Source organism: Bradyrhizobium sp. SMVTL-02, assembly GCF_051853005.1.
Classification (GTDB): Bacteria; Pseudomonadota; Alphaproteobacteria; order Rhizobiales; family Xanthobacteraceae; genus Bradyrhizobium.
Window position 1 is genome coordinate 7,156,842 of sequence record NZ_CP182469.1, and the last position, 19,081, is coordinate 7,175,922.

Annotated in this window: 14 protein-coding genes, 1 tRNA gene and 2 pseudogenes; 10 read left to right on the plus strand and 7 right to left on the minus strand. The window is 64.6% G+C overall.

Going from position 1 to position 19,081, the window contains the following annotated elements; all coding sequences use genetic code 11:
• Nucleotides 1–2 precede the first annotated feature (2 nt).
• A complete protein-coding gene (locus ACNJYB_RS34285) occupies nt 3–1,448 on the minus strand; it encodes an LVIVD repeat-containing protein (protein ID WP_439370995.1) in 1,446 nt (481 codons plus the stop codon).
• Nucleotides 1,449–1,564: 116 nt separating this feature from the next.
• On the opposite strand from ACNJYB_RS34285, the gene ACNJYB_RS34290 reads away from it, so the two are divergent.
• The 3 genes and pseudogenes from ACNJYB_RS34290 (at nt 1,565) to ACNJYB_RS34300 (ending at nt 2,850) form a co-directional block, all read left to right on the plus strand.
• Nucleotides 1,565–1,879: an ArsR/SmtB family transcription factor gene (locus tag ACNJYB_RS34290; RefSeq protein WP_439370996.1), complete on the plus strand. Its 315-nt coding sequence runs from the start codon at nt 1,565–1,567 to the stop codon at nt 1,877–1,879.
• Nucleotides 1,872–2,341: pseudogene (locus ACNJYB_RS34295) on the plus strand (SRPBCC family protein). Before ACNJYB_RS34290 ends, ACNJYB_RS34295 begins: the two are co-directional and overlap by 8 nt.
• Nucleotides 2,338–2,850 (plus strand): SRPBCC family protein, encoded by a 513-nt coding sequence (locus tag ACNJYB_RS34300; RefSeq protein ID WP_439370997.1) that lies wholly within the window; start codon nt 2,338–2,340, stop codon nt 2,848–2,850. The pseudogene ACNJYB_RS34295 and the gene ACNJYB_RS34300 overlap by 4 nt, the downstream one beginning before the upstream one ends.
• 186 nt (nt 2,851–3,036) lie before the next feature.
• On the opposite strand, the pseudogene ACNJYB_RS34305 reads toward ACNJYB_RS34300, so the two are convergent.
• A pseudogene (locus tag ACNJYB_RS34305) lies at nt 3,037–3,809 on the minus strand (DUF2189 domain-containing protein).
• 267 nt (nt 3,810–4,076) lie between these two features.
• Here ACNJYB_RS34305 and ACNJYB_RS34310 point away from each other — a divergent pair.
• On the plus strand, nt 4,077–6,308 hold the full coding sequence (locus ACNJYB_RS34310) for an ATP-binding protein (RefSeq protein WP_439370999.1): 2,232 nt from the start codon (nt 4,077–4,079) through the stop codon (nt 6,306–6,308).
• Nucleotides 6,309–6,430: 122 nt separating this feature from the next.
• Here ACNJYB_RS34310 and ACNJYB_RS34315 read toward each other — a convergent pair whose 3' ends face one another.
• The 3 genes from ACNJYB_RS34315 to ACNJYB_RS34325 all read right to left on the minus strand — a co-directional run bounded on the left by ACNJYB_RS34315 (nt 6,431) and on the right by ACNJYB_RS34325 (nt 9,900).
• The gene (locus ACNJYB_RS34315) at nt 6,431–8,041 is read right to left on the minus strand and encodes an acyl-CoA synthetase (RefSeq protein ID WP_439371001.1); all 1,611 of its coding nucleotides are present in this window, start codon (nt 8,039–8,041) and stop codon (nt 6,431–6,433) included.
• 43 nt (nt 8,042–8,084) lie between these two features.
• Nucleotides 8,085–9,224, minus strand: coding sequence for an epoxide hydrolase family protein (locus tag ACNJYB_RS34320; protein ID WP_439371003.1), 1,140 nt, complete (start codon nt 9,222–9,224; stop codon nt 8,085–8,087).
• Nucleotides 9,225–9,444: 220 nt separating this feature from the next.
• Nucleotides 9,445–9,900 (minus strand): GatB/YqeY domain-containing protein, encoded by a 456-nt coding sequence (locus tag ACNJYB_RS34325; RefSeq protein WP_439371005.1) that lies wholly within the window; start codon nt 9,898–9,900, stop codon nt 9,445–9,447.
• Between the two features lie 230 nt (nt 9,901–10,130).
• Between ACNJYB_RS34325 and carA the strand changes: the two genes are divergently transcribed.
• Both carA and ACNJYB_RS34335 read left to right on the plus strand, forming a co-directional pair.
• Nucleotides 10,131–11,321 (plus strand): glutamine-hydrolyzing carbamoyl-phosphate synthase small subunit, encoded by a 1,191-nt coding sequence (gene carA, locus ACNJYB_RS34330; RefSeq protein ID WP_439371006.1) that lies wholly within the window; start codon nt 10,131–10,133, stop codon nt 11,319–11,321.
• Nucleotides 11,322–11,440: 119 nt separating this feature from the next.
• Nucleotides 11,441–11,965 (plus strand): cupin domain-containing protein, encoded by a 525-nt coding sequence (locus ACNJYB_RS34335; protein WP_439371007.1) that lies wholly within the window; start codon nt 11,441–11,443, stop codon nt 11,963–11,965.
• A gap of 95 nt (nt 11,966–12,060) precedes the next feature.
• Here ACNJYB_RS34335 and ACNJYB_RS34340 read toward each other — a convergent pair whose 3' ends face one another.
• The gene (locus ACNJYB_RS34340; RefSeq protein ID WP_439371009.1) at nt 12,061–12,585 is read right to left on the minus strand and encodes a Dps family protein; all 525 of its coding nucleotides are present in this window, start codon (nt 12,583–12,585) and stop codon (nt 12,061–12,063) included.
• Between the two features lie 114 nt (nt 12,586–12,699).
• Here ACNJYB_RS34340 and ACNJYB_RS34345 point away from each other — a divergent pair, with 114 nt between their 5' ends.
• Entirely contained in the window at nt 12,700–13,401 is a 702-nt protein-coding gene (locus ACNJYB_RS34345) for a class I SAM-dependent methyltransferase (RefSeq protein ID WP_439371010.1), read from the plus strand.
• A 54-nt stretch (nt 13,402–13,455) separates the two neighbouring features.
• Nucleotides 13,456–13,531 (plus strand) — tRNA-OTHER (locus ACNJYB_RS34350).
• 142 nt (nt 13,532–13,673) lie between these two features.
• Here the strand turns inward: ACNJYB_RS34350 and ACNJYB_RS34355 are convergent.
• Complete coding sequence (locus ACNJYB_RS34355; RefSeq protein WP_439371011.1) at nt 13,674–14,051, minus strand: ArsR/SmtB family transcription factor; 378 nt, start codon at nt 14,049–14,051, stop codon at nt 13,674–13,676.
• Nucleotides 14,052–14,164: 113 nt separating this feature from the next.
• Here ACNJYB_RS34355 and ACNJYB_RS34360 point away from each other — a divergent pair, with 113 nt between their 5' ends.
• On the plus strand, nt 14,165–15,334 hold the full coding sequence (locus tag ACNJYB_RS34360; protein WP_439371012.1) for an MFS transporter: 1,170 nt from the start codon (nt 14,165–14,167) through the stop codon (nt 15,332–15,334).
• A 141-nt stretch (nt 15,335–15,475) separates the two neighbouring features.
• A complete protein-coding gene (carB, locus tag ACNJYB_RS34365) occupies nt 15,476–18,940 on the plus strand; it encodes a carbamoyl-phosphate synthase large subunit (RefSeq protein ID WP_439371013.1) in 3,465 nt (1,154 codons plus the stop codon).
• Nucleotides 18,941–19,081: the final 141 nt, after the last annotated feature.

Below are 19,081 nucleotides of genomic sequence, written 5' to 3' on the forward strand. Positions count from 1 at the left end.
CGTCAGTTCCTCGGCAGGCCGGCGACGGCGCGCGCTGGCCCGGTCAGCTCGAGGATATGCAGGCCGGTATTGGCCCGGTCGACGATGTAGATGTAGCCGCGATCATCCGTCTCGACATTGTTGGTCTGGATCGCGACCTTGCAGCGCTCACCGCCTTCGACGGGAATGCAGCGCTTGTCAGTCGCCGCGGTGATCGCCGGGATGAAATAGCCGACCTCCCTCGGGTGATAGGGATCGCGGATATCGAGCGCGCGAACCCCGGCGTTGAAGAAGGCGATGAATGCCATCTTCTTGTAATAGACCGGCGCCATGCTCTCGTTCGAGGAATGAGAGCCGAAACGGCCGCCACGCTGGCAGAACTGCCCGCTCGCCTCCGGCACGGTGTAGCTCGAGATCATCATCGGCCGGGTCTCCGTGGTGACATCCGCGAACCACACCATCTGCCGCGCCTCGCCGCATTCGTTGAGGATCGCCTCGTCCACGATCATGACGATGTCGCGCGTCTTGCCGTCCTTGTCCTCGGCAAACTCCGCAACGGGCATGTCCAGCATCGGAAACGTCGTGTGCGCGCCGTTGAAGGCCGACATCGGCATGCGCGCAATCTCGGGAAAGCGCAGATTGTCCGCTGTCGGCTCCTTGGGCCCCGTCAGGAGCTTCTCGCGGTCGACGATCTGCAGGATGCCGCCCTTGTTGGTGCCGTAGCCGAAATAGACCCGGTTGCCGTCGGGCCCGGTCGAGATCGGGCCGTGCAATTCGGTCGGCACCGCGCCGGCCGAACCCGGCTCCTGACCTGGCAGACCGAAGTCGCGGATCTTCTGCGGATGGGCGGGATCGGAGAGATCATAGACCTGCGTCATCCGCCGCGTGCGCCAGTCCGGCGCGCCTGAGACGAGGAAGGCGATGCCGGTGTCGCATTCCCACCAGCTCTTGTGCGTGTCCTTCAGGCCAGCGATGCGCGCGATGAGCACGGGACTGGCGGGATCAGTGACGTTCCAGATCTCATGCGCCTCGCTGCCGAAGGTGCGCAGCATGTAGACCGCGCTGGGATCGCCCTTCGGCAACGACTTGCCGTCGCAGACCCGCACCATCTGCGCGCCGCCGGATTCATACTTGCCCTCCTGCCCCGGCAGATGACGCAGATACTTTGGACGCGCGGGATCGGTGACGTCGACGATCGAGGTTCCGTTCGGCTCCGCCTGCCCCGTCATCGGATTGACGGGAGCGGGCACATCGTCGGTGCCGCCGTGATGGCCGATATAGGCGATCCAGCGGTCGCCCTGATGATGGATGGTCGGCTGATAGGCGCTGCGCACCTGGAGGTCGTTCGCGCCGACCAGCTTCATGTTGGAAGCCTCCGGCGGCGCGCCGATCGTCTGCTTCTGGGCGTAGACAAATGTGCTGTGGACGAAAAGGACAAGGCCTGCGGCAGTCAAGACACAACGGAACATCGATGTCCTCCCGGAACCAATCTGCGTTGGCTGAGATGAAAGGCTAACACGGTCAATCCTGCGGCCCAAAGACACCATCTTGACATGCAACCATTTGGTTGCCTATGATCACTATCATGGATGAAGTCTTCAAAGCGCTGGCAGACGCATCGAGACGGTCGCTGCTGGACAGGCTTCACGCCAGGAACGGCCAGACGCTGAACGAACTCTGCGAGGGCCTCGCGATGACGCGGCAGGCCGTCACAAAGCACCTTGTCATTCTCGAAGAGGCCAATCTGGTCACGACCATCAGGCATGGCCGCGAGAAGCTTCACTATCTCAATCCGGTGCCGATCCATCAGATCGGCGAACGCTGGATCAGGAAGTTCGAGCGCGACAAGCTCGTGGCCCTCAGCGAGTTGAAACGCCAGTTGGAGAAGCGCGATGAGTAAGCCGCAATTCGTCTATGTGAGCTATATCGAGACCACGCCGGAGAAACTGTGGGAGGCGCTGACGTCGAGCGCGTTCACCAGGCAATACTGGTTCGGCGCCGAGGTGGAATCAGACTGGAAGGTCGGCTCGCCCTTCGCGCTCCTGCTCGACGGCGAGGTTACCGATTCCGGCGAGATTTTGGAGGCCGATCCGCCGCGGCGGCTGTCCTACAGCTTCAAGCACCACAAGTTCGAGGAACTGCGCGGCGAGCCGATCTCGCGTGTCGTCTTCACCATCGAGCCGTTCGGCCCGCTCGTGCGTTTGACCGTGTTGCATGACGGCTTCGTCGAGGGCGGCAAATATCTCGGCGCCGTCTCCAACGGCTGGCCGGCGATCCTGTCCCACTCAAGAGCCTGCTCGAGACCGGCAAGCTGCTCGGCATTCCGCGCGCAGCGCTGAACAAGGGATTCGATGCAAAATGAACCTCGATCAATTCAAGCCGCTCACGGTCTACACCATCTACATCGCCTCGACGCCGGAGAAGGTGTGGGACGCGCTGACCTCGGCCGAGTTCAGCAAGCAGTATTTCTTCGGCAACGCCGTGGAGGTCGAGCCGCGCCTTGGCGGCGCGTTCATCGTGCGCACGCCGGATGGCGCGCTGCACATCAGCGGCGAGGTTCTCGCCTACGATCCGCCGCGAAAGCTCTCCGTCACCTTCAACGTCAACTGGCCGGAGCTGATCGAGAAGCTTGGCCCGACGCTGGTGACTTACGAGATCGAGCAGGTTGGCGATGCGGTTCGTCTCACCATGAGCGAAGGCCATGACCGGTCGCTCAGCGACGATATCCTCGAAGGTGGACGCCAGGGTTGGCCGGCGATCCTGTCCAGCCTCAAGAGCGTGCTCGAGACCGGCAAGCCGCTGGCGGTGAAAATCGGCCCGCCGAAGCGGATGCTCGATGCGCTGAAGGCGATGGGGATCAAGACGCCGTAGGAGAGAATACAAGTTGCGCGAGGCCCTCTCCCTGTGGGAGAGGGTGGCTCGCCGTGAAGCGGCGAGACGGGTGAGGGGTATGTCTCCGCAAAGATTTCTTGCAGTAGAATCCGCTGAAGCAACCCCTCGTCCGGCGCTTCGCGCCACCTTCTCCCACAAGGGGAGAAGGAAGAAGGGCAGCGGAGACTACGGCACCGGCACCACGAGCCGCCGATACAGATGCCACGTCGCGTGCCCGAGCACGGGCAGCGTCACGATCAGCCCGAGAAAGTACGGCAGCGCAGAAACGATCAGCAGCATCACGATCACCGCGGCCCAGCCGATCATCGGCAGCGGGCTCGTCACCACCGCACGCACGCTCGTCACCATGGCCGTGACGAAATCGACCTCGCGATCGAGCAGCAGCGGAAACGACACACGGTCAGCGAAAACAGGATCACCGATAGCACGGCGCCGACCGCGTTGCCGATGGCGAGGAACAGCAGGCCCTCGTTGGTGGTCAGCACCACCGTCACGAATTCCTGCAGGCTCGAGAACGAGGCATGCAGGCCGAGCAGCAGCGCGATCAGGAGCCGCACCTGGTACATCCAGATCACGAACATGAACAGCGTAACGAACGCCATCCAGCCGATTTCGCTGCGCGAGCGGATCGCCGACCAGATCGCGCCGAACGACACCGGCTCGCCGCGCTCGCGGCGGCGGCTGACTTCATAGAGGCCGATCGCCACGAACGGGCCGATCAGCGCGAAGCCAGCGGCCAGGGGATAGACCAGATAGACCATGCCGAAGGCGGTGAGGCAGAGCATGATGGCGATGCCGCCAGCGGCATAGAGCGCGCCGAAGCAAAGCCCGTAGAGCGGCAGCGCCTGGAAGTCGCGCAGACCCTCGACCAGCGCCTCGGCGATGTCGGTCGCCACGACGGGGCGCACCACCGGATCGACCTTGCCCGAGATGGACATCAGCTGCCTCCTCATCTGCCGGCGCGATCTTCGTCGCACGCGACCTCGATATTAGCGCCCTCCCGCACCGCGCGCACGCGCCAGTTGATGACGGAAACGACGGTATCGCAGTGAGCCGGCAACCCCTCCTCCTCCCACCCGCCAAGCGTGTGCGCCAAAATCTTTCCTCGCTTTTCGGCACCATGCCTATGGACGGACCGGAGGGCGGTGCCGCAAATTGTACCTCCGCCCCTTACATGCGATGGACCAGAGCGGATCATTCGACCGATGAGCTTGCGTACCCGGCTACTGATCCTCGTCATCGCGGCCATGCTGGTGCCGGCGGGCCTCGTCGGCCTGCGCTTCATGCAGAACCGCAGCAGCGACATCAACGCCGCCCTGACGAATCTGGCGGCGGCAGCCGACGAGATTGCAAGTGACCTGGACGAGAAGATCCAGGGCACCACGCAGCTGCACTATGGTCTCGCCCGCGCCCGCGACCTCGACACCCGCGACAAGGCGGCCTGCTCGGCGTTCCTGTCGGAAGTGCGCGAGGAATACCCGCAGTTCACCGGAATATTGACCATCGACCCCGACGGCAGCCTGTTCTGCGACTCGCTGCGGACCAACCGCAGCCTCGATCTCCGGGATCGCGCCTATTTCAAGCAGGCGCTGGTCTCGCGCGGCGTGGTGCTCGAGCCGGTGTTTGGCCGGCTGACCGGGATGTCGGTGCTCCAGATCGCTTATCCGGTGCGGACGGACGCCGGCGCGCTCAAGCTGATCCTGCTGGCTTCGTTCAACCTGCGCAAATTCGCGGAGTTTCATCACAAGCGCCTGCTCGCCGAGAAGGATGTCCTGCTGGTCGACGGCAAGGGCACGGTTCTGGTCGCGCCCTCCGGAGCCGGCTGGTCCGTGCCCGTCGGCGGGTCGATCGCCGGTTCCGAACTGTTCCGCTTCGCGGCAGCGCCCGACCGGGAGCCCTTTCATGAGGTGACCGATGGCGCGGGCCGCACCCATGTCTGGAGTGTCGCCGCCCGCTCGCCGGCGACCCGGGATGCCGGTCTTTACATCCTGGTCGGACGGTCCAAGGACGGGCTGGTTGCGGCCGCGAACCGCCGGCTCTACGAGGACCTGGCGATCCTCACCGTGGCCTCGCTGCTGCTGCTGGCGGCGGTCTGGATCCTTGCGACCGTGAGCGTGGGGCGCCAGGTCGGGCGGCTCGCGACGATGGCGAAGAAGCTCGGGCGCGGCGATCTCAGCGCGCGCATTCCGCCGCCCCATCCGGGCGGCGAGCTCGGCGGACTGATGACCCTGCTCAACGACACCGCCGTGTCGCTGCAGCAGCAACGCGCCGCCATCGCCGATCTCAACCAGAAGCTCAGCCAATCGCAGAAGATGGAAGCCATGGGCCAGCTCACCGGCGGCGTGGCGCACGATTTCAACAATCTCCTCACCGTCATTCTCGGCAATTCGGAGCATCTTGCCGATCAGCTGGCGGGCAACAAGGAATTGCGCCGCATCGCCGGCGACATCGCCACCGCCGCCGAGCGCGGCTCCGACCTGACGCGGAGCCTGCTCGCATTCGCGCGCAAGCAGCCCTTGAGGCCGCGCGACATCGACATTGCCGGCAAGCTGCTGGAGATGCAGCCGTTGCTGCGCAGATCGCTGGGCGAGCACGTCGAGTGCAGCTTCGCGCTCGATGCGGATCTGTGGATGACCAGCGTCGATCCCGGCCAGCTGGCGACCGCGCTGCTCAACCTCGTGCTCAACGCACGCGACGCCTTGCCCGACGGCGGCAAGCTCACGGTCGAGGCGCGCAACATCTCGCTCGGCGAGTCCGACCTCGACGTCAACGGCGAGCCGCGGCCGGGCGACTACGTCATGGTGGCCGTGACCGACACCGGCACCGGCATGAGCGCCGAGGTGGCGAGCCGCGCCTTCGAGCCGTTCTTCACCACCAAGGAGGTCGGCAAGGGGACCGGGCTTGGCCTCAGCATGGTCTATGGTTTCGTGCGACAGTCCGGCGGCCTGGTGCAGATGCAGTCCGAGCCGGGACACGGCAGCGCCGTCAGGTTGTTCTTTCCCCGTCTTGCGACACCGCCGGCCGAGGCTGCACTACTGGCAGAGCACATCGCGGCACCCGATGGCAGCGAGACTATTCTCGTCGTCGAGGACGACGACATGGTGCGCGCCTATGTCGAGAACGAGCTGAAGGCACTCGGCTACCGCGTCATCGCGCGGTCGAACGGTCCCGCGGCGCTGGACTTGTTGCGCCAGCGCGGCGACATCCATTTGCTGTTCACCGACGTCGTGATGCCCGGCGGCATGTTCGGGCCGGAGCTTGCGCGGCAAGCAACGGCGCTGCGGCCCGGGCTCAAGGTGCTCTTCACTTCCGGCTACACCCAGGATCCGGTCAAGACGCCCGACGGCGTCGGCGACGCGCGCATCCTGAGAAAACCGTTCCGGCGCAAGGATCTCGCCGCGATGCTGCGGGCGGCGCTCTCGACGCCGTCGCGATGAATCAGGACGAGAACGCGAGCTGGAACGCGAGATAATCGTCGGCCTCCAGCGTCATCCTGCGCCAGCCGGAGTACATGAGCTCCAGCGCCCCGCGGCTTGAGAGGTCTTCGACAAGGAAAAGCCTAACCCCTCGCCCGCAGCTCGCGCCGCAGCACCTTCCCCGTCGCCGTCATCGGCAGCGTCTCGGCGAATTCCACATAGCGCGGATATTCGTGCGCGGCGAGCTGCACCTTCACGAACTCCTGGATCTCGCGCGCGAGCGCGTCGCTGCCGGCGAAGCCCGGACGCAGCACGATCCAGGCCTTGATCGATTCGGTACGGATTGGATCGGGGATGCCGACCACGGCGGCCATAGCCACCGACGGATGCTTCATCAGCGTGTGCTCGATCTCGGCGGGGCCGACGCGATAGCCGGCGGTGGTGATGACGTCGTCCTCGCGGCTGACATACCAGAAATAGCCATCCTCGTCCTGCACGCCGAGATCGCCGGTGAGCAGAAACTCGCCGGCATATTTCTTCGCCGTCGCCTCCGGATTGCGCCAGTATTCGAGCATTGTGACGGGGCATGGCTGGCGCACGCCGATGATGCCGCGCTGACCGCGCGGCAGTTCCTCGCCCTTGTCGTTGACGATGCGGACGTCGAAGCCCGGCGTCACCTTGCCCATCGAACCCGGCCGGATCGGAAAAAGATTTGAGTTGCTGCCGACCACGAGATTGCACTCGGTCTGGCCGAACACCTCATGCGCGTCGATGCCAAAGGTCTCGCGCACCCATCCCAGGAGTTCACCGCCCAGCGATTCGCCGCCCGTAAAAATGCTGCGCAGCCTGACGCCGGGATGCTTCACGCTGGCCTGCCGCATCAGCTTCAGCGCGGTCGGCGGCAGGAAAACGTTGCGCACGGACAGATCGGCCATCATCTGCATGGCCGCCTGCGGCTCGAATTTTCGCGCGCGATGACCGACCAGCGGGATGCCGTGATACCAGAACGCCAGCAGGCCGTTGACGAGACCGCCGATCCAGGCCCAGTCGGCCGGCGTCCACATCAGGTCTCCGGGCCGCGGCAGGAAGTTGTGACACATCTCCACATTCGGCAGATGGCCGAGCACGACTCGATGCGCATGCAGTGCGCCCTTCGGATTGCCCGTCGTGCCCGAGGTGTAGATGATCAGCGCCGGATCATCGGCCGAGGTGTCGACGTTTGCAAAATCCTCGGCCGCGGTTTCGATCGCTGACCAGAACGGCTTTGCGCCGGCGTGGACGGCGCCGCTCGTGACATAGATATCCTGCAGGTAGGGCAGCCGATCGCGGATCTTCGTCAGCTTCTCCCAGCCAGCCTCATCGGTGACGATGGCTCTTGCCTGCGAATTCGACAGGCGGAATTCCAGTGCATCCTCGCCGAACAGCGCGAACAGCGGGATCGAGATCAGCCCGGAGCGGAACGCCGCCATGTGCGCAATCGGCAATTCCAGCGACTGCGACAGGAACACCGCGACGCGATCGCCGCGGACAAGCCCGTCCGCCTGCAATACATTGGCGAAGCGGCGCGACATGTCCGCGACCTCGTCGAAGGACGTGCGCGTGGTGACGCCGTTCTCGTCGACATAGATCAGTGCGAGACGGCCGGTGCCGTCAGCATGGCGGTCGCAGCACGCCTCCGCGATGTTGAAGCGCGCAGGGATGTCCCAGCGGAAGTTGCGATAGAGCTCGTCGTAGGTCTTGGCTTCGGTGAGCATCGGCTTGGTCGTCTTCCCGGTCTCTTGTTGTTATTGCACAGGTTCACCGCACCGTCGCGAAGAACTTCCTGACATCGCGCACGAACAGTTCCGGCTGCTCGAAGGCGGCGAAATGGCCGCCCTTCTCCATCTCGCTCCAATGCGTGATGTTGTGGAAGTTCGGCTCCATCCAGCGCCGCACCGGCGTGATGATCTCCTTGGGGAACACCGCGACGCCAGTCGGCACCTTCACTACCGGCGTCGTTCGGCGCTTGCCAAAACTCTCCCAATAGAGTCGCGCCGACGAGGTCGCCGTCTCGGTCGCCCAGTACAGCATGACGTTGTCGAGCAACTCGTCCCTCGTGAAGATGTTTTCGGGATGACCGCTGCAATCGGTCCAGGCCCAGAATTTTTCCAAAATCCAGGCCGCCTGTCCGCTCGGCGAATCCGTCAGGCCATAGCCGAGCGTTTGCGGGCGCGTCGATTGCTGCTTGGAGTAGCCGGAGTCGAGATCGACATAGTGCTTGAGGCCGGCAAGCGCGCGCTTCTCCTCCGCCGTCGGCTCGCCCTCGACCTTCGGCGCCGCGTTGAAGGCGAGCGTGATGTGGATGCCGGAGCAGTGCTCGGCATCCTGCGCGCCGAGCGAGGTCGTCACCGCCGAGCCCCAGTCGCCGCCTTGCGCGCCGTAACGGGCGTAGCCCAGCCGGTCCATCAGCTTCGCCCAGGTCGCCGCGATGCGGTCGACGCCCCAGCCGGTGGTCTTCGGCTTGGCGGAGAAGCCGAAGCCCGGCAGCGAGGGGCAGATCACGTGAAAGGCATCGGCGGGACTGCCGCCATGCGCGGCAGGATCGGTGAGCGGCGCGATCACCTTCTGGAATTCCACGATCGAGCCGGGCCAGCCATGGGTGATGATCAGCGGCAGCGCGTTTGCTTCCTTCGAACGCACGTGGATGAAGTGGATGTCGAGCCTGTCGATCTCGGTGGTGAACTGATCGAAGCGATTGAGCTTTGCTTCGCGGGCGCGCCAGTCGTAGCCATCAGCCCAGTAGCTGCAGATCTCCTGGATCCACTTCAGCGGCGCGCCCTGGCTCCAGTCGTGCACCAGCTCCGACTCCGGCCAGCGCGTGCGCGCGAGGCGCGATTGGAGGTCGGCGAGGATGTCGTCGCCGATGGCGATGCGGAACGGTTTGATCCCGGCGGTCATGGTGCCTCCCTATTTTCTTATGGAGAGAGTAGACCGAACTGATGCCGCATCAAAGATGCCTCTTCTCCCCTTGTGGGAGAAGGTGGCGCGAAGCGCTGGATGAGGGGTCTCTGTCCGCTTGCTCATTGTGAGAGGCTCGCGCGCGGAGAGAGCCCCCTCACCCGTCTCGCCGCTACGCGGCGACCCACCCGTCTCACGCAAGGGGAGAGGGTAAGACGAGCTAGCCCGACAGCGCGGCCTTGACCAGGCCGCTCGCCTTGCCGAAGTCCATCTGGCCCGCGTATTTCGCGCGTAGCACGGCGATCACCTTGCCCATGTCTTTCATGCTGCTCGCGCCGGTTTCAGTGATCGCATCCGCGATCGCCTTCTTCACCTCGTCCTCGGACATCTGCTTCGGCAGATACGCCGAGATCACCTCGATCTCCTCGCGCTCCTGCTTGGCGAGTTCGGCGCGGCCGCCCTTGTCGTAGAGTTCGACCGCTTCCTGGCGCTGCTTGATCATCTTCTGCAGCACGGCGAGCAAATCGGCATCCGACAGCGGCGGCTTGCCCTGCCCCCGCGCGTCGATGTCGGCGTTCTTGATGGTCGAGTTGACCATGCGCAGCGTGGACAGCTTGCGCTCGTCCTTGGCCTTCATGGCCTCCTTGACCGCATTGTTGATGTCGTCGCGCAGCATGGTCGGGGGGTCCTTCTCGTTCGATTTCGCATGGTCTAAGCCGTTCGCAGCCAAGAGGCCATACCGGAGCCGGCGCTGGTGCATTGTTTCCTCGCCAGGGCCCGAAACGGCTCAAAATTGCCAGTTCCGACCCAAGTGCCCGACGCGGGCTGCCAAATATGCAAAAACGCATGTGAATCGGCCCTCTCCCGCTTTGACGGGCGCAGGCGGGGGGCTTATGAAGCGGGCTCATGACACAACATGACAACGATCCCGCTTGGCCGGACCACAAACCGACCGCGCTCCTCGTGCTTGCCGATGGCACGGTGCTGGAGGGCTTTGGTCTCGGCGCCGAAGGGCATGCCGTCGGCGAAGTCTGCTTCAACACCGCGATGACCGGCTATGAGGAGATCCTCACCGATCCCTCCTACGCCGGCCAGCTCATCACCTTCACCTTCCCGCATATCGGCAATGTCGGTACCAACGAGGAAGACATCGAGACGGTGAACATGGCCGCAACGCCCGGCGCCCGCGGCGTGATCCTGCGCACCGCGATCACCGATCCCTCGAACTACCGCGCCACCAAGCATCTCGACCAGTGGCTGAAGGCGCGCGGCATCATCGGCCTCTCGGGCATCGACACCCGCGCCCTGACCGCGCTGATCCGCAGCAAGGGCATGCCCAATGCCGTGATCGCGCATTCCAAGACCGGCGAGTTCGACCTGCACGGCCTCAAGGAAGAAGCGCGCGAATGGCCCGGTCTCGAGGGCATGGACCTCGTGCCGATGGTCACGAGCGGCCAGCGCTTCACCTGGGACGAGACGCCGTGGGCCTGGGACAAGGGCTTTGGCCGGCAGGAGAAGCCCGAGTTCAACGTCGTCGCCATCGACTACGGCATCAAGCGCAACATCTTGCGCCTGCTCGCCGGCGTCGGCTGCAAGGTGACGGTGGTGCCGGCGACGACCTCGTCCGAAGACATCCTGGCGATGAAGCCCGACGGCGTGTTCCTGTCCAACGGCCCGGGCGACCCCGCCGCGACCGGCAAGTACGCGGTGCCTGTGATCCAGGACGTCATCAAGTCGGGCACACCGACCTTCGGGATTTGCCTCGGCCACCAGATGCTGGGCCTTGCCGTCGGCGCCAGAACCAAGAAGATGCATCAGGGCCATCACGGCGCCAATCACCCGGTCAAGGACGAGACCACCGGCAAGGTCGAGATCACCTCGATGAACCACGGCTTCGCCGTGGACGAAAAGACCTTGCCGAAGGGCGCGACGCAGACCCACATCTCCCTGTTCGACGGATCCAATTGCGGCATCCAGCTCGACGGCAAGCCGGTGTTCTCGGTGCAGTACCACCCCGAGGCTTCGCCCGGCCCGCGCGACTCGCACTATCTGTTCCAGCGCTTCGCCGATCTGATGCGGCAGAAGAAGAGCGCGTAAGGCGCGTTCTCCACGACGACTTCACGACAAAAGCCCGGGCTCGCCCCGGGCTTCTTCGTCGAGGAACGCGGTCTCATGCCGCTCGTTGATCCCTGCTATCCTCGCGCAGGAGCACAGCCATGTCCGTCGTCCGCGACAAGGCCGAGCCGCTCGCCATCGTTTTCGAGGATGACGGGCTCGTGCCGAACAACATTCTTCCGTTCCTGGTCTACCAGGGCGCGGTCGAGCTCGACCCGAAGCAGCCGGAAGAAACCGTCGAAAACCTGTTCGAGGAGAACGAATGGGGTGGGACGTGGCGCAACGGCGTCTACGACTATCTACATTATCACGCGACGGTGCATGAGGTGCTCGGCGTTGCGCGCGGCAGCGCGCGCGTCCGTTTCGGCGGCGATCATGGCCAGGAGCTGGAGATCAAGGCCGGCGATGTCGCGATCCTGCCGGCCGGCACCGGGCACCAGTGCATCAAGGCGAGCGATGATCTCTGCATCATCGGCGCCTACCCGCCAGGCAGCAAGATGGAGATCACGCGGGCAACGCCGGAGAACCACGCGAAGGCGTTGAAGACGATTCCAAAAGTGGCGATGCCACCGGCTGATCCGGTGACTGGGAAGGATGGCGCGTTGATGCGGTTGTGGCGGAGTTAGCTGCGCTCATTCAACAAACTCCACCGTCGTCCCGGCGAACCTCCTCAGACCGGCTTATGGCGCGAGATGGCCATGACCTGTCTTCGCCAGCTGACTTACGCCGCGTTGCTGCCTTCCTGCCGGGTCGCCTCGAACAGGAACCATGTCCGCCGCTCGGTCTCGTCGATGAAGACTTCGAGGATACTGGCGCTAGCGACGTCACCGGCCTCGTCGCAGACGTCGTGTGCCTTGCGCATCGCGGCCGCAACGTGCTTGTTGTCCTGCATCAGCTCGCGCAGCATCTCGCGCGGTGGGACGTAGTCCTCGTTGTTGTCCTTGATGGTCTGGAGCTTTGCGACCTGGCCAATCGACCTCAGCGTGGTGCCGCCGATCTTGCGAACTCGCTCGGCGAGCTGGTCGGTGGTGGCGAAGATCTGGTCCGACTGCTCGTCGAGCAGCAGGTGATAGTCCCGGAAGTGCCGGCCGCTGATGTGCCAGTGGAAATTCTTGGTCTTCAGATACAGTGCAAACGCGTCGGCCAGGAGCACGTTCAGTTGTTCCGAGACCTTCTTGACCCCGTCGGGCGACAGGTCGGTGGGGGTGTCGAGATCGGGCGAGACCTTGTTGCTGGTTTTGCTCACGGGAGACCTTCCTGTTAGGACGCGGACATTGACGGCGCGCCGTCGCACCCCTAACGCAAGGCGGGCAGCGCCGGTTCCTTGACAGGAACCATTTGGCCGGGACCTGCGGATACCATGGACGATTGGATCGATTATTACGACTCGACGCATACGATCTATGTCAGCAAGCTGCATCGCGACTTGCACTTCCAGATCATCGCGCGGGACATCATCGGCTACATCACTTCGCCCGGGGCGACCGTGCTCGATTACGCCTGCGGCGAGGCGCTGTCCGCGAACCAGGTCGCGGCCGCCTGCGGCAAGCTGATCCTGGCCGAACCGGCGCCGGGCGTGCGCGGCCGGCTGATCGCGCGGTTTGCCCCCAACACCAAGATCCGCGTCCGCTCGCTCGACGATGTCCGCAAGATGCAGGACCAGTCCATCGACCTCGTGGTGATGAACTCGGTCGCGCAATACATGACACCGGCGGAGCTCGATGCCGCGCTGCTCAATATCCGGCGATTGCTCACTCCGTCCGGCAAGCTGGTGCTTGGCGACATCCTTCAGCCGCATGTCGGCATGTTCAGGGACGTGATTGCGCTGCTCGGCTTCGGCTGGCGGCACGGCTTCCTGAAAGACGCGCTGATCGGGCTGATCAGCACCGCGTTGTCGGATTACCGTCAGCTGCGCTCGAAGATCGGGCTGCAGCGCTACAGCGAGGACGAGATCACCGCGAAGCTGAAGGCGGCCGGCTTCGCGGTTCAGCGCGCGCACGCCAATATCGGGCACAATCGCTGGCGCATGACCTTCATCGCGCGGCCACCTCTGGTTCGTTAAGCATAACAATTAGTCGTTGTGGCTTGTCGGACTGCAATCAGTAATGTCCCCGCCGGCCCGGTGGCGGAAGCGTCTACGCGAGGGCGGTGCAACGCTCTTCATCCTGGTTCAAATCCAGGCCGGGTCTCCACGTTTCGCCCGCAGGGCTACGCGTGGCGCAGCCGCGCTGAACCCGCAGGGGCGAAGCGTGTCCGGCGTACCTGAAGCGAAGCGAAAGCGAAGACGGACTGACGGCTAACGCGCGCCGTATCAGCAGCCCACGCGCAAGCGTCTCACCGTCGGTCAACCTCAACCAATTCGCACTCCGGCAGCAGCGGAAGCCTGTCCGCATCCCTGGCTGCGGAGCTGAGCACGGCATCGAGCAGGCCGGGGAAGCGCGCCTCCAGATCCTCGCGGCGCAGCCGCATGAAGCGGTTGGTGCCCGCCACGCGGGTCCGCATCAGGCCGCAGTCGCGCAGCTTGGCGAAGTGATAGGCGAGGTTCGACTTGCCGCTGAGCGCGCTGAAGTCGCTGCAGCGGAGTTCGCTGCTGACACGTTCCTGCTGGGCGAGCTGGTAGACGATCGCCAGACGGATCGGATCGCTCAGACAATCCAGAACCATCGGCAGCTCGATCTGCTCGCGGGTGGGATGGTGGGGTGTGCGGCTCATGATCCCGGAATCATAGCGATGCGACCACAATGTTCAATAGTTCTTGAACCAATTGACAGAGCGATCGCTTGGTTCGATAGTTCAATAAACGTTGAACATATGGATTGTTTCTGATGAGCGTCTTCTGGCTGGCCCTGGGGGCCTTTGCGATCGGCACCGAAGGGTTTGTGATTGCTGGACTTTTGCCCGCGCTTGCGGGCGACCTATCGATTTCGGTCTCGGCCGCGGGCCAATTGGTCACCGCCTACGCCCTCACCTATGCGGTGGGCTCGCCGATCCTGGCGGTGGCGCTGAACAACATCGACCGCCGCACCGTGCTGGCCCTGGCGCTGGCGACTTTCATCGCCGGAAACCTCGCAGCGATGGTGTCGTCCAACTACGCCCTGCTGCTGGTCTCGCGGATGCTGATGGCGCTGGGCTCGGGGCTCTGCATGCCGACGGCGCTAGCGGTGTCGGTCGCCGTCGCCTCGCCCGAACGGCGCGGCCGCGCGGTGGCGCTCGTGACCTCCGGGCTCACGGTCGCAACTGTCATCGGCGTTCCGCTCGGCAATCTCGTCGGCAGCCTGCTCGGCTGGCGCGCGACTTTTGCCATGGTCGCCGTGATCGGCGCTGTTGCGCTCGCCGGCCTGCTGCTCGGTCTGCCTCGCGGCCTGCCGCGCAACACGGCTTCGCTCGGTGACCGGCTGGCCGTGGCGCGGCACGGCAACGTCCTGATCGCGCTTCTGATCACCACTCTCTGGGCGCTCGGCGGCTTCACCGTGTTCACCTATTTCGCGATCCCGCTGCGCGGACTCGGCTTCGCTGCCTCGCAGATCAGTCTGGCGCTGCTGGTGTTCGGCGGCGCGGCTGCGATCGGGAACATGCTCGGCGGCGCGCTGGCGGACCGGCTCGGCACGCTGACCACCGCAGCGCTCGGGCTCGCCGGCATGGCGAGCGCGCTGATCCTGCATTCGCTGGTCCTCAAATTGATGCCGGGGCAAGCGCACTACGCCGTGCTGGGCGCGATCTTCCTGTGGGGCATCTCGGGCTGGGCGTTCTATCCGGCCCAGGTCGCCAGCATCATCCGGATCGAGCCGCAGGCCTCGATGATCGCGCTCTCGCTCAATGCCTCCGCGATGTATCTCGGCTTCGCCATCGGCGGGGCCTTAGGGGGAGCGGTACTGGCCACCCTGTCGCCGACCGACCTCGGCTGGATCGGCGGATCGAGCGTTGCGGCCTCGCTTCTGGTGCACCTCGCCCGCGGCTGGCAGGCCCGGCCAAAACCCGTCAAAATTGCCGGTTGATGGGCGTTTTTCGGGGTTTCGCCGCCCCGAAAACTGGTCTAAGACCCACCCGCGCGCGAGGGAGACCCCCGCGCTCTCGCTCAAGGGACGCGCGGCAAGCGCGCCCTTTTTTTGTGCCCAAATTCCAGCCCGCGAGCGGTGATGCCTAAACGAACCGACATCTCGACCATCCTGATCATCGGCGCCGGCCCCATCGTGATCGGCCAGGCCTGCGAGTTCGACTATTCGGGCACGCAAGCGGTGAAGACGCTGAAGGAAGAGGGCTATCGCATCGTCCTCGTCAATTCCAACCCGGCCACGATCATGACCGATCCGGAATTGGCCGATGCGACCTATATCGAGCCGATCACCCCGGAGATCGTCGCAAAGATCATCGAGAAGGAACGTCACGTCATTCCCGGCGGCTTCGCGCTGCTGCCGACCATGGGCGGCCAGACCGCACTGAACTGCGCTCTGTCGCTGCGGCGGCAAGGCACGCTCGAGAAATTCGACGTCGAGATGATCGGCGCGACCGCCGACGCGATCGACAAGGCCGAGGATCGCCAGCTCTTCCGCGAGGCCATGACCAAGATCGGGCTCGAGACCCCGAAGTCGCGGCTCGCCAACGCGTCCGAGCTGAAGAAGTCCTTCCGCGACAAATACCACGCCGAGCGCGAGAAGCTGTCGGGCGCAGCGCTCGAGGAGCTCGACCGCCAATGGACCCTCGGCGAAAGCGACCGTCGCAAGCGCTACCAGGAATACGCATTCGGCCAGGCCATGATGGCGCTGTCCGAGATCGGCCTGCCCGCGATCATCCGTCCCTCCTTCACCATGGGCGGCACCGGCGGCGGCATCGCCTACAACAAGGAAGAGTTCCTCGACATCATCGAGCGCGGCCTTGACGCGTCCCCGACCAACGAAGTCCTGATCGAGGAATCCGTCCTCGGCTGGAAAGAGTTCGAGATGGAGGTGGTGCGCGACAAGAACGACAATTGCATCATCGTCTGCTCGATCGAGAATTTCGATCCGATGGGCGTGCACACCGGCGACTCCATCACGGTGGCGCCGGCGCTGACGCTGACGGACAAGGAATACCAGATCATGCGCGACGCCTCCCTCGCGGTGCTGCGCGAGATCGGGGTGGAGACCGGCGGCTCCAACGTGCAGTTCGGCGTCAATCCGGAAGACGGCCGCATGGTCGTGATCGAGATGAACCCGCGGGTATCGCGTTCGTCCGCGCTGGCGTCGAAGGCCACGGGCTTTCCGATCGCCAAGGTCGCGGCAAAACTCGCGATCGGCTACACGCTCGACGAGATCGCCAACGACATCACCGGTGGCGCAACGCCGGCCTCGTTCGAGCCGACGATCGATTACGTGGTGACCAAGATCCCGCGTTTCGCCTTCGAGAAATTCCCCGGTGCCTCCTCGACGCTGACGACGTCGATGAAGTCGGTCGGCGAAGTCATGGCGATCGGCCGCACCTTCCAGGAGAGCCTTCAGAAGGCGCTCCGCGGACTGGAGACCGGCCTCACCGGCCTCGACGAGATCGAGATCGAAGGTCTCGGCCGCGACGACGACAAGAACGCGATCCGCGCCGCATTGGGCACGCCGACGCCGAACCGCATCCTTCAGGTCGCCCAGGCGATGCGGCTCGGCTGGTCGAACGAGGATATCTTCAACTCCTGCAAGATCGATCCGTGGTTCCTCGGCGAGATGCGCGGCATCGTCGACATGGAGGAGAAGGTCAGGAAGCACGGCCTGCCCGGCAATGCTTTCGGCATGCGCACGCTCAAGACAATGGGTTTCTCCGACGCGCGACTTGCGGTGCTCGCGCAGACGACGGAGGCCGCGGTCACCGCGAAGCGCCACGCGCTCGGTGTCCGTCCGGTCTACAAGCGCATCGACACCTGCGCGGCTGAATTCGCTTCACCCACCGCCTACATGTACTCGACCTACGAGTCGCCATTTGCAGGCCGCACCGTCGACGAGAGCACGCCGTCGGACAAGAAGAAGGTCATCATCCTCGGCGGCGGGCCCAACCGCATCGGCCAGGGCATCGAGTTCGACTATTGCTGCTGCCACGCCTGCTTCGCGTTGCATGATGCCGGCTATGAATCCATCATGGTCAACTGCAACCCGGAGACCGTGTCGACCGACTACGACACCGCCGACCGGCTCTATTTCGAGCCACTCACCGCCGAGGACGTGCTGGAGATCATCGCGAAGGAGCGGTCGAACGGCACGCTGCACGGCGTGATCGTGCAGTTCGGCGGCCAGACCCCGCTGAAGCTCGCGCGTGCGCTGGAAGCCGCCGAAGTGCCGATCCTGGGCACCTCGCCCGATGCGATCGACCTCGCGGAAGACCGCGACCGCTTCAAGCGCGTGCTGGACAAGCTTCGCCTCAAGCAGCCGAAGAACGGCATCGCCTATTCGGTCGAGCAGGCGCGGCTCGTCTCCGCCGATCTCGGCCTGCCGCTGGTGGTGCGTCCGTCCTACGTGCTCGGCGGCCGCGCGATGCAGATCATCCGCGAGGAGAACCAGCTCAACGACTATCTGCTCGGCACGCTGCCGGAGCTGGTGCCCGCCGACGTCAAGGCGCGCTACCCCAACGACAAGACCGGGCAGATCAACACCGTGCTCGGCAAGAACCCGCTGCTGTTCGACCGCTATCTGACCGATGCCACCGAAGTCGACGTCGACTGCCTCTCGGACGGCAAGGACACCTTCATCGTCGGCATCATGGAGCACATCGAGGAAGCCGGCATCCATTCCGGCGACTCTGCCTGCTCGCTACCGCCGCACTCGCTCGACACCAAGATGATCGCGGAGCTGGAGCGTCAGACGCGCGAGCTCGCGCTCGGCCTCGACGTCGTCGGCCTGATGAACGTGCAGTACGCGATCAAGGACGGCGAGATCTACGTGCTCGAAGTCAATCCGCGCGCCTCGCGCACGGTGCCGTTCGTTGCCAAGGTGATCGGCACGCCGGTCGCCAAGATCGCGGCGCGGATCATGGCCGGCGAGAAACTCGCCGACTTCAAATTGAAGAGGGCCGATCTCAAGCATGTCGGCGTCAAGGAATCGGTATTCCCGTTCGCCCGCTTCCCCGGCGTCGACACGGTGCTCGGCCCCGAGATGCGCTCGACCGGCGAGGTCATGGGCATCGATCGCTCCTTCGCGGTGGCATTCGCCAAGAGCCAGCTCGGTGGCGGCACGCGGGTGCCGCGCAAGGGCACAGTGTTCGTCTCGGTGCGCGAGAGCGACAAGGTCCGTATCGCCGATGCCGTGCGCCAGCTGCATTCGCTTGGCTTCAGGGTGCTGGCGACCTCGGGCACGGCGCGCTTCCTGACCGACCAGGGCATCCCGGCGGAGAAGGTGAACAAGGTGCTGGAGGGACGGCCGCACATCGTCGACGCCATCACCAATGGCGACGTCCAGCTCGTCCTCAACACCACCGAAGGCCCGCAGGCTCTCGCGGACAGCCGTTCGCTGCGTCGCGCCGCCCTCTTGCATAAAGTGCCGTATTACACCACTCTTTCCGGGGCCGTGGCCGCGGCGCAGGGCATCCGCGCCTATCTGGGCGGGGACCTTGAGGTTCGCACCCTGCAGAGCTACTTTTCGGAAACCTGATCGCGAGCGGCGGTGAGCCCGCCGCTAAGTGGTTGGCAATGAAGCTACAATGGCCGGAGGAACTGTCCGGCCATGTGGTTGTTCTGTTCCGGCGCCAGACCCACATAACGTTCCGGTGGCGGCGTGTTCGGCCCCGGAAAT

Excerpts from the sequence above, each read along its gene's own strand:
- ACNJYB_RS34290 (WP_439370996.1), top strand. The coding sequence starts at position 1,565 with ATGGATGAAGTCTTCAAAGCGCTGGCAGACGCATCGAGACGGTCGCTG.
- ACNJYB_RS34315 (WP_439371001.1), bottom strand. The coding sequence starts at position 8,041 with ATGCTCACCGAAGCCAAGACCTACGACGAGCTCTATCGCAACTTCCGC.
- ACNJYB_RS34310 (WP_439370999.1), top strand. The coding sequence starts at position 4,077 with ATGAGCTTGCGTACCCGGCTACTGATCCTCGTCATCGCGGCCATGCTG.
- ACNJYB_RS34345 (WP_439371010.1), top strand. The coding sequence starts at position 12,700 with ATGGACGATTGGATCGATTATTACGACTCGACGCATACGATCTATGTC.
- ACNJYB_RS34355 (WP_439371011.1), bottom strand. The coding sequence starts at position 14,051 with ATGAGCCGCACACCCCACCATCCCACCCGCGAGCAGATCGAGCTGCCG.
- ACNJYB_RS34285 (WP_439370995.1), bottom strand. The coding sequence starts at position 1,448 with ATGTTCCGTTGTGTCTTGACTGCCGCAGGCCTTGTCCTTTTCGTCCAC.
- ACNJYB_RS34325 (WP_439371005.1), bottom strand. The coding sequence starts at position 9,900 with ATGCTGCGCGACGACATCAACAATGCGGTCAAGGAGGCCATGAAGGCC.
- ACNJYB_RS34300 (WP_439370997.1), top strand. The coding sequence starts at position 2,338 with ATGAACCTCGATCAATTCAAGCCGCTCACGGTCTACACCATCTACATC.
- ACNJYB_RS34360 (WP_439371012.1), top strand. The coding sequence starts at position 14,165 with ATGAGCGTCTTCTGGCTGGCCCTGGGGGCCTTTGCGATCGGCACCGAA.
- ACNJYB_RS34335 (WP_439371007.1), top strand. The coding sequence starts at position 11,441 with ATGTCCGTCGTCCGCGACAAGGCCGAGCCGCTCGCCATCGTTTTCGAG.
- carB (WP_439371013.1), top strand. The coding sequence starts at position 15,476 with ATGCCTAAACGAACCGACATCTCGACCATCCTGATCATCGGCGCCGGC.
- carA (WP_439371006.1), top strand. The coding sequence starts at position 10,131 with ATGACACAACATGACAACGATCCCGCTTGGCCGGACCACAAACCGACC.
- ACNJYB_RS34320 (WP_439371003.1), bottom strand. The coding sequence starts at position 9,224 with ATGACCGCCGGGATCAAACCGTTCCGCATCGCCATCGGCGACGACATC.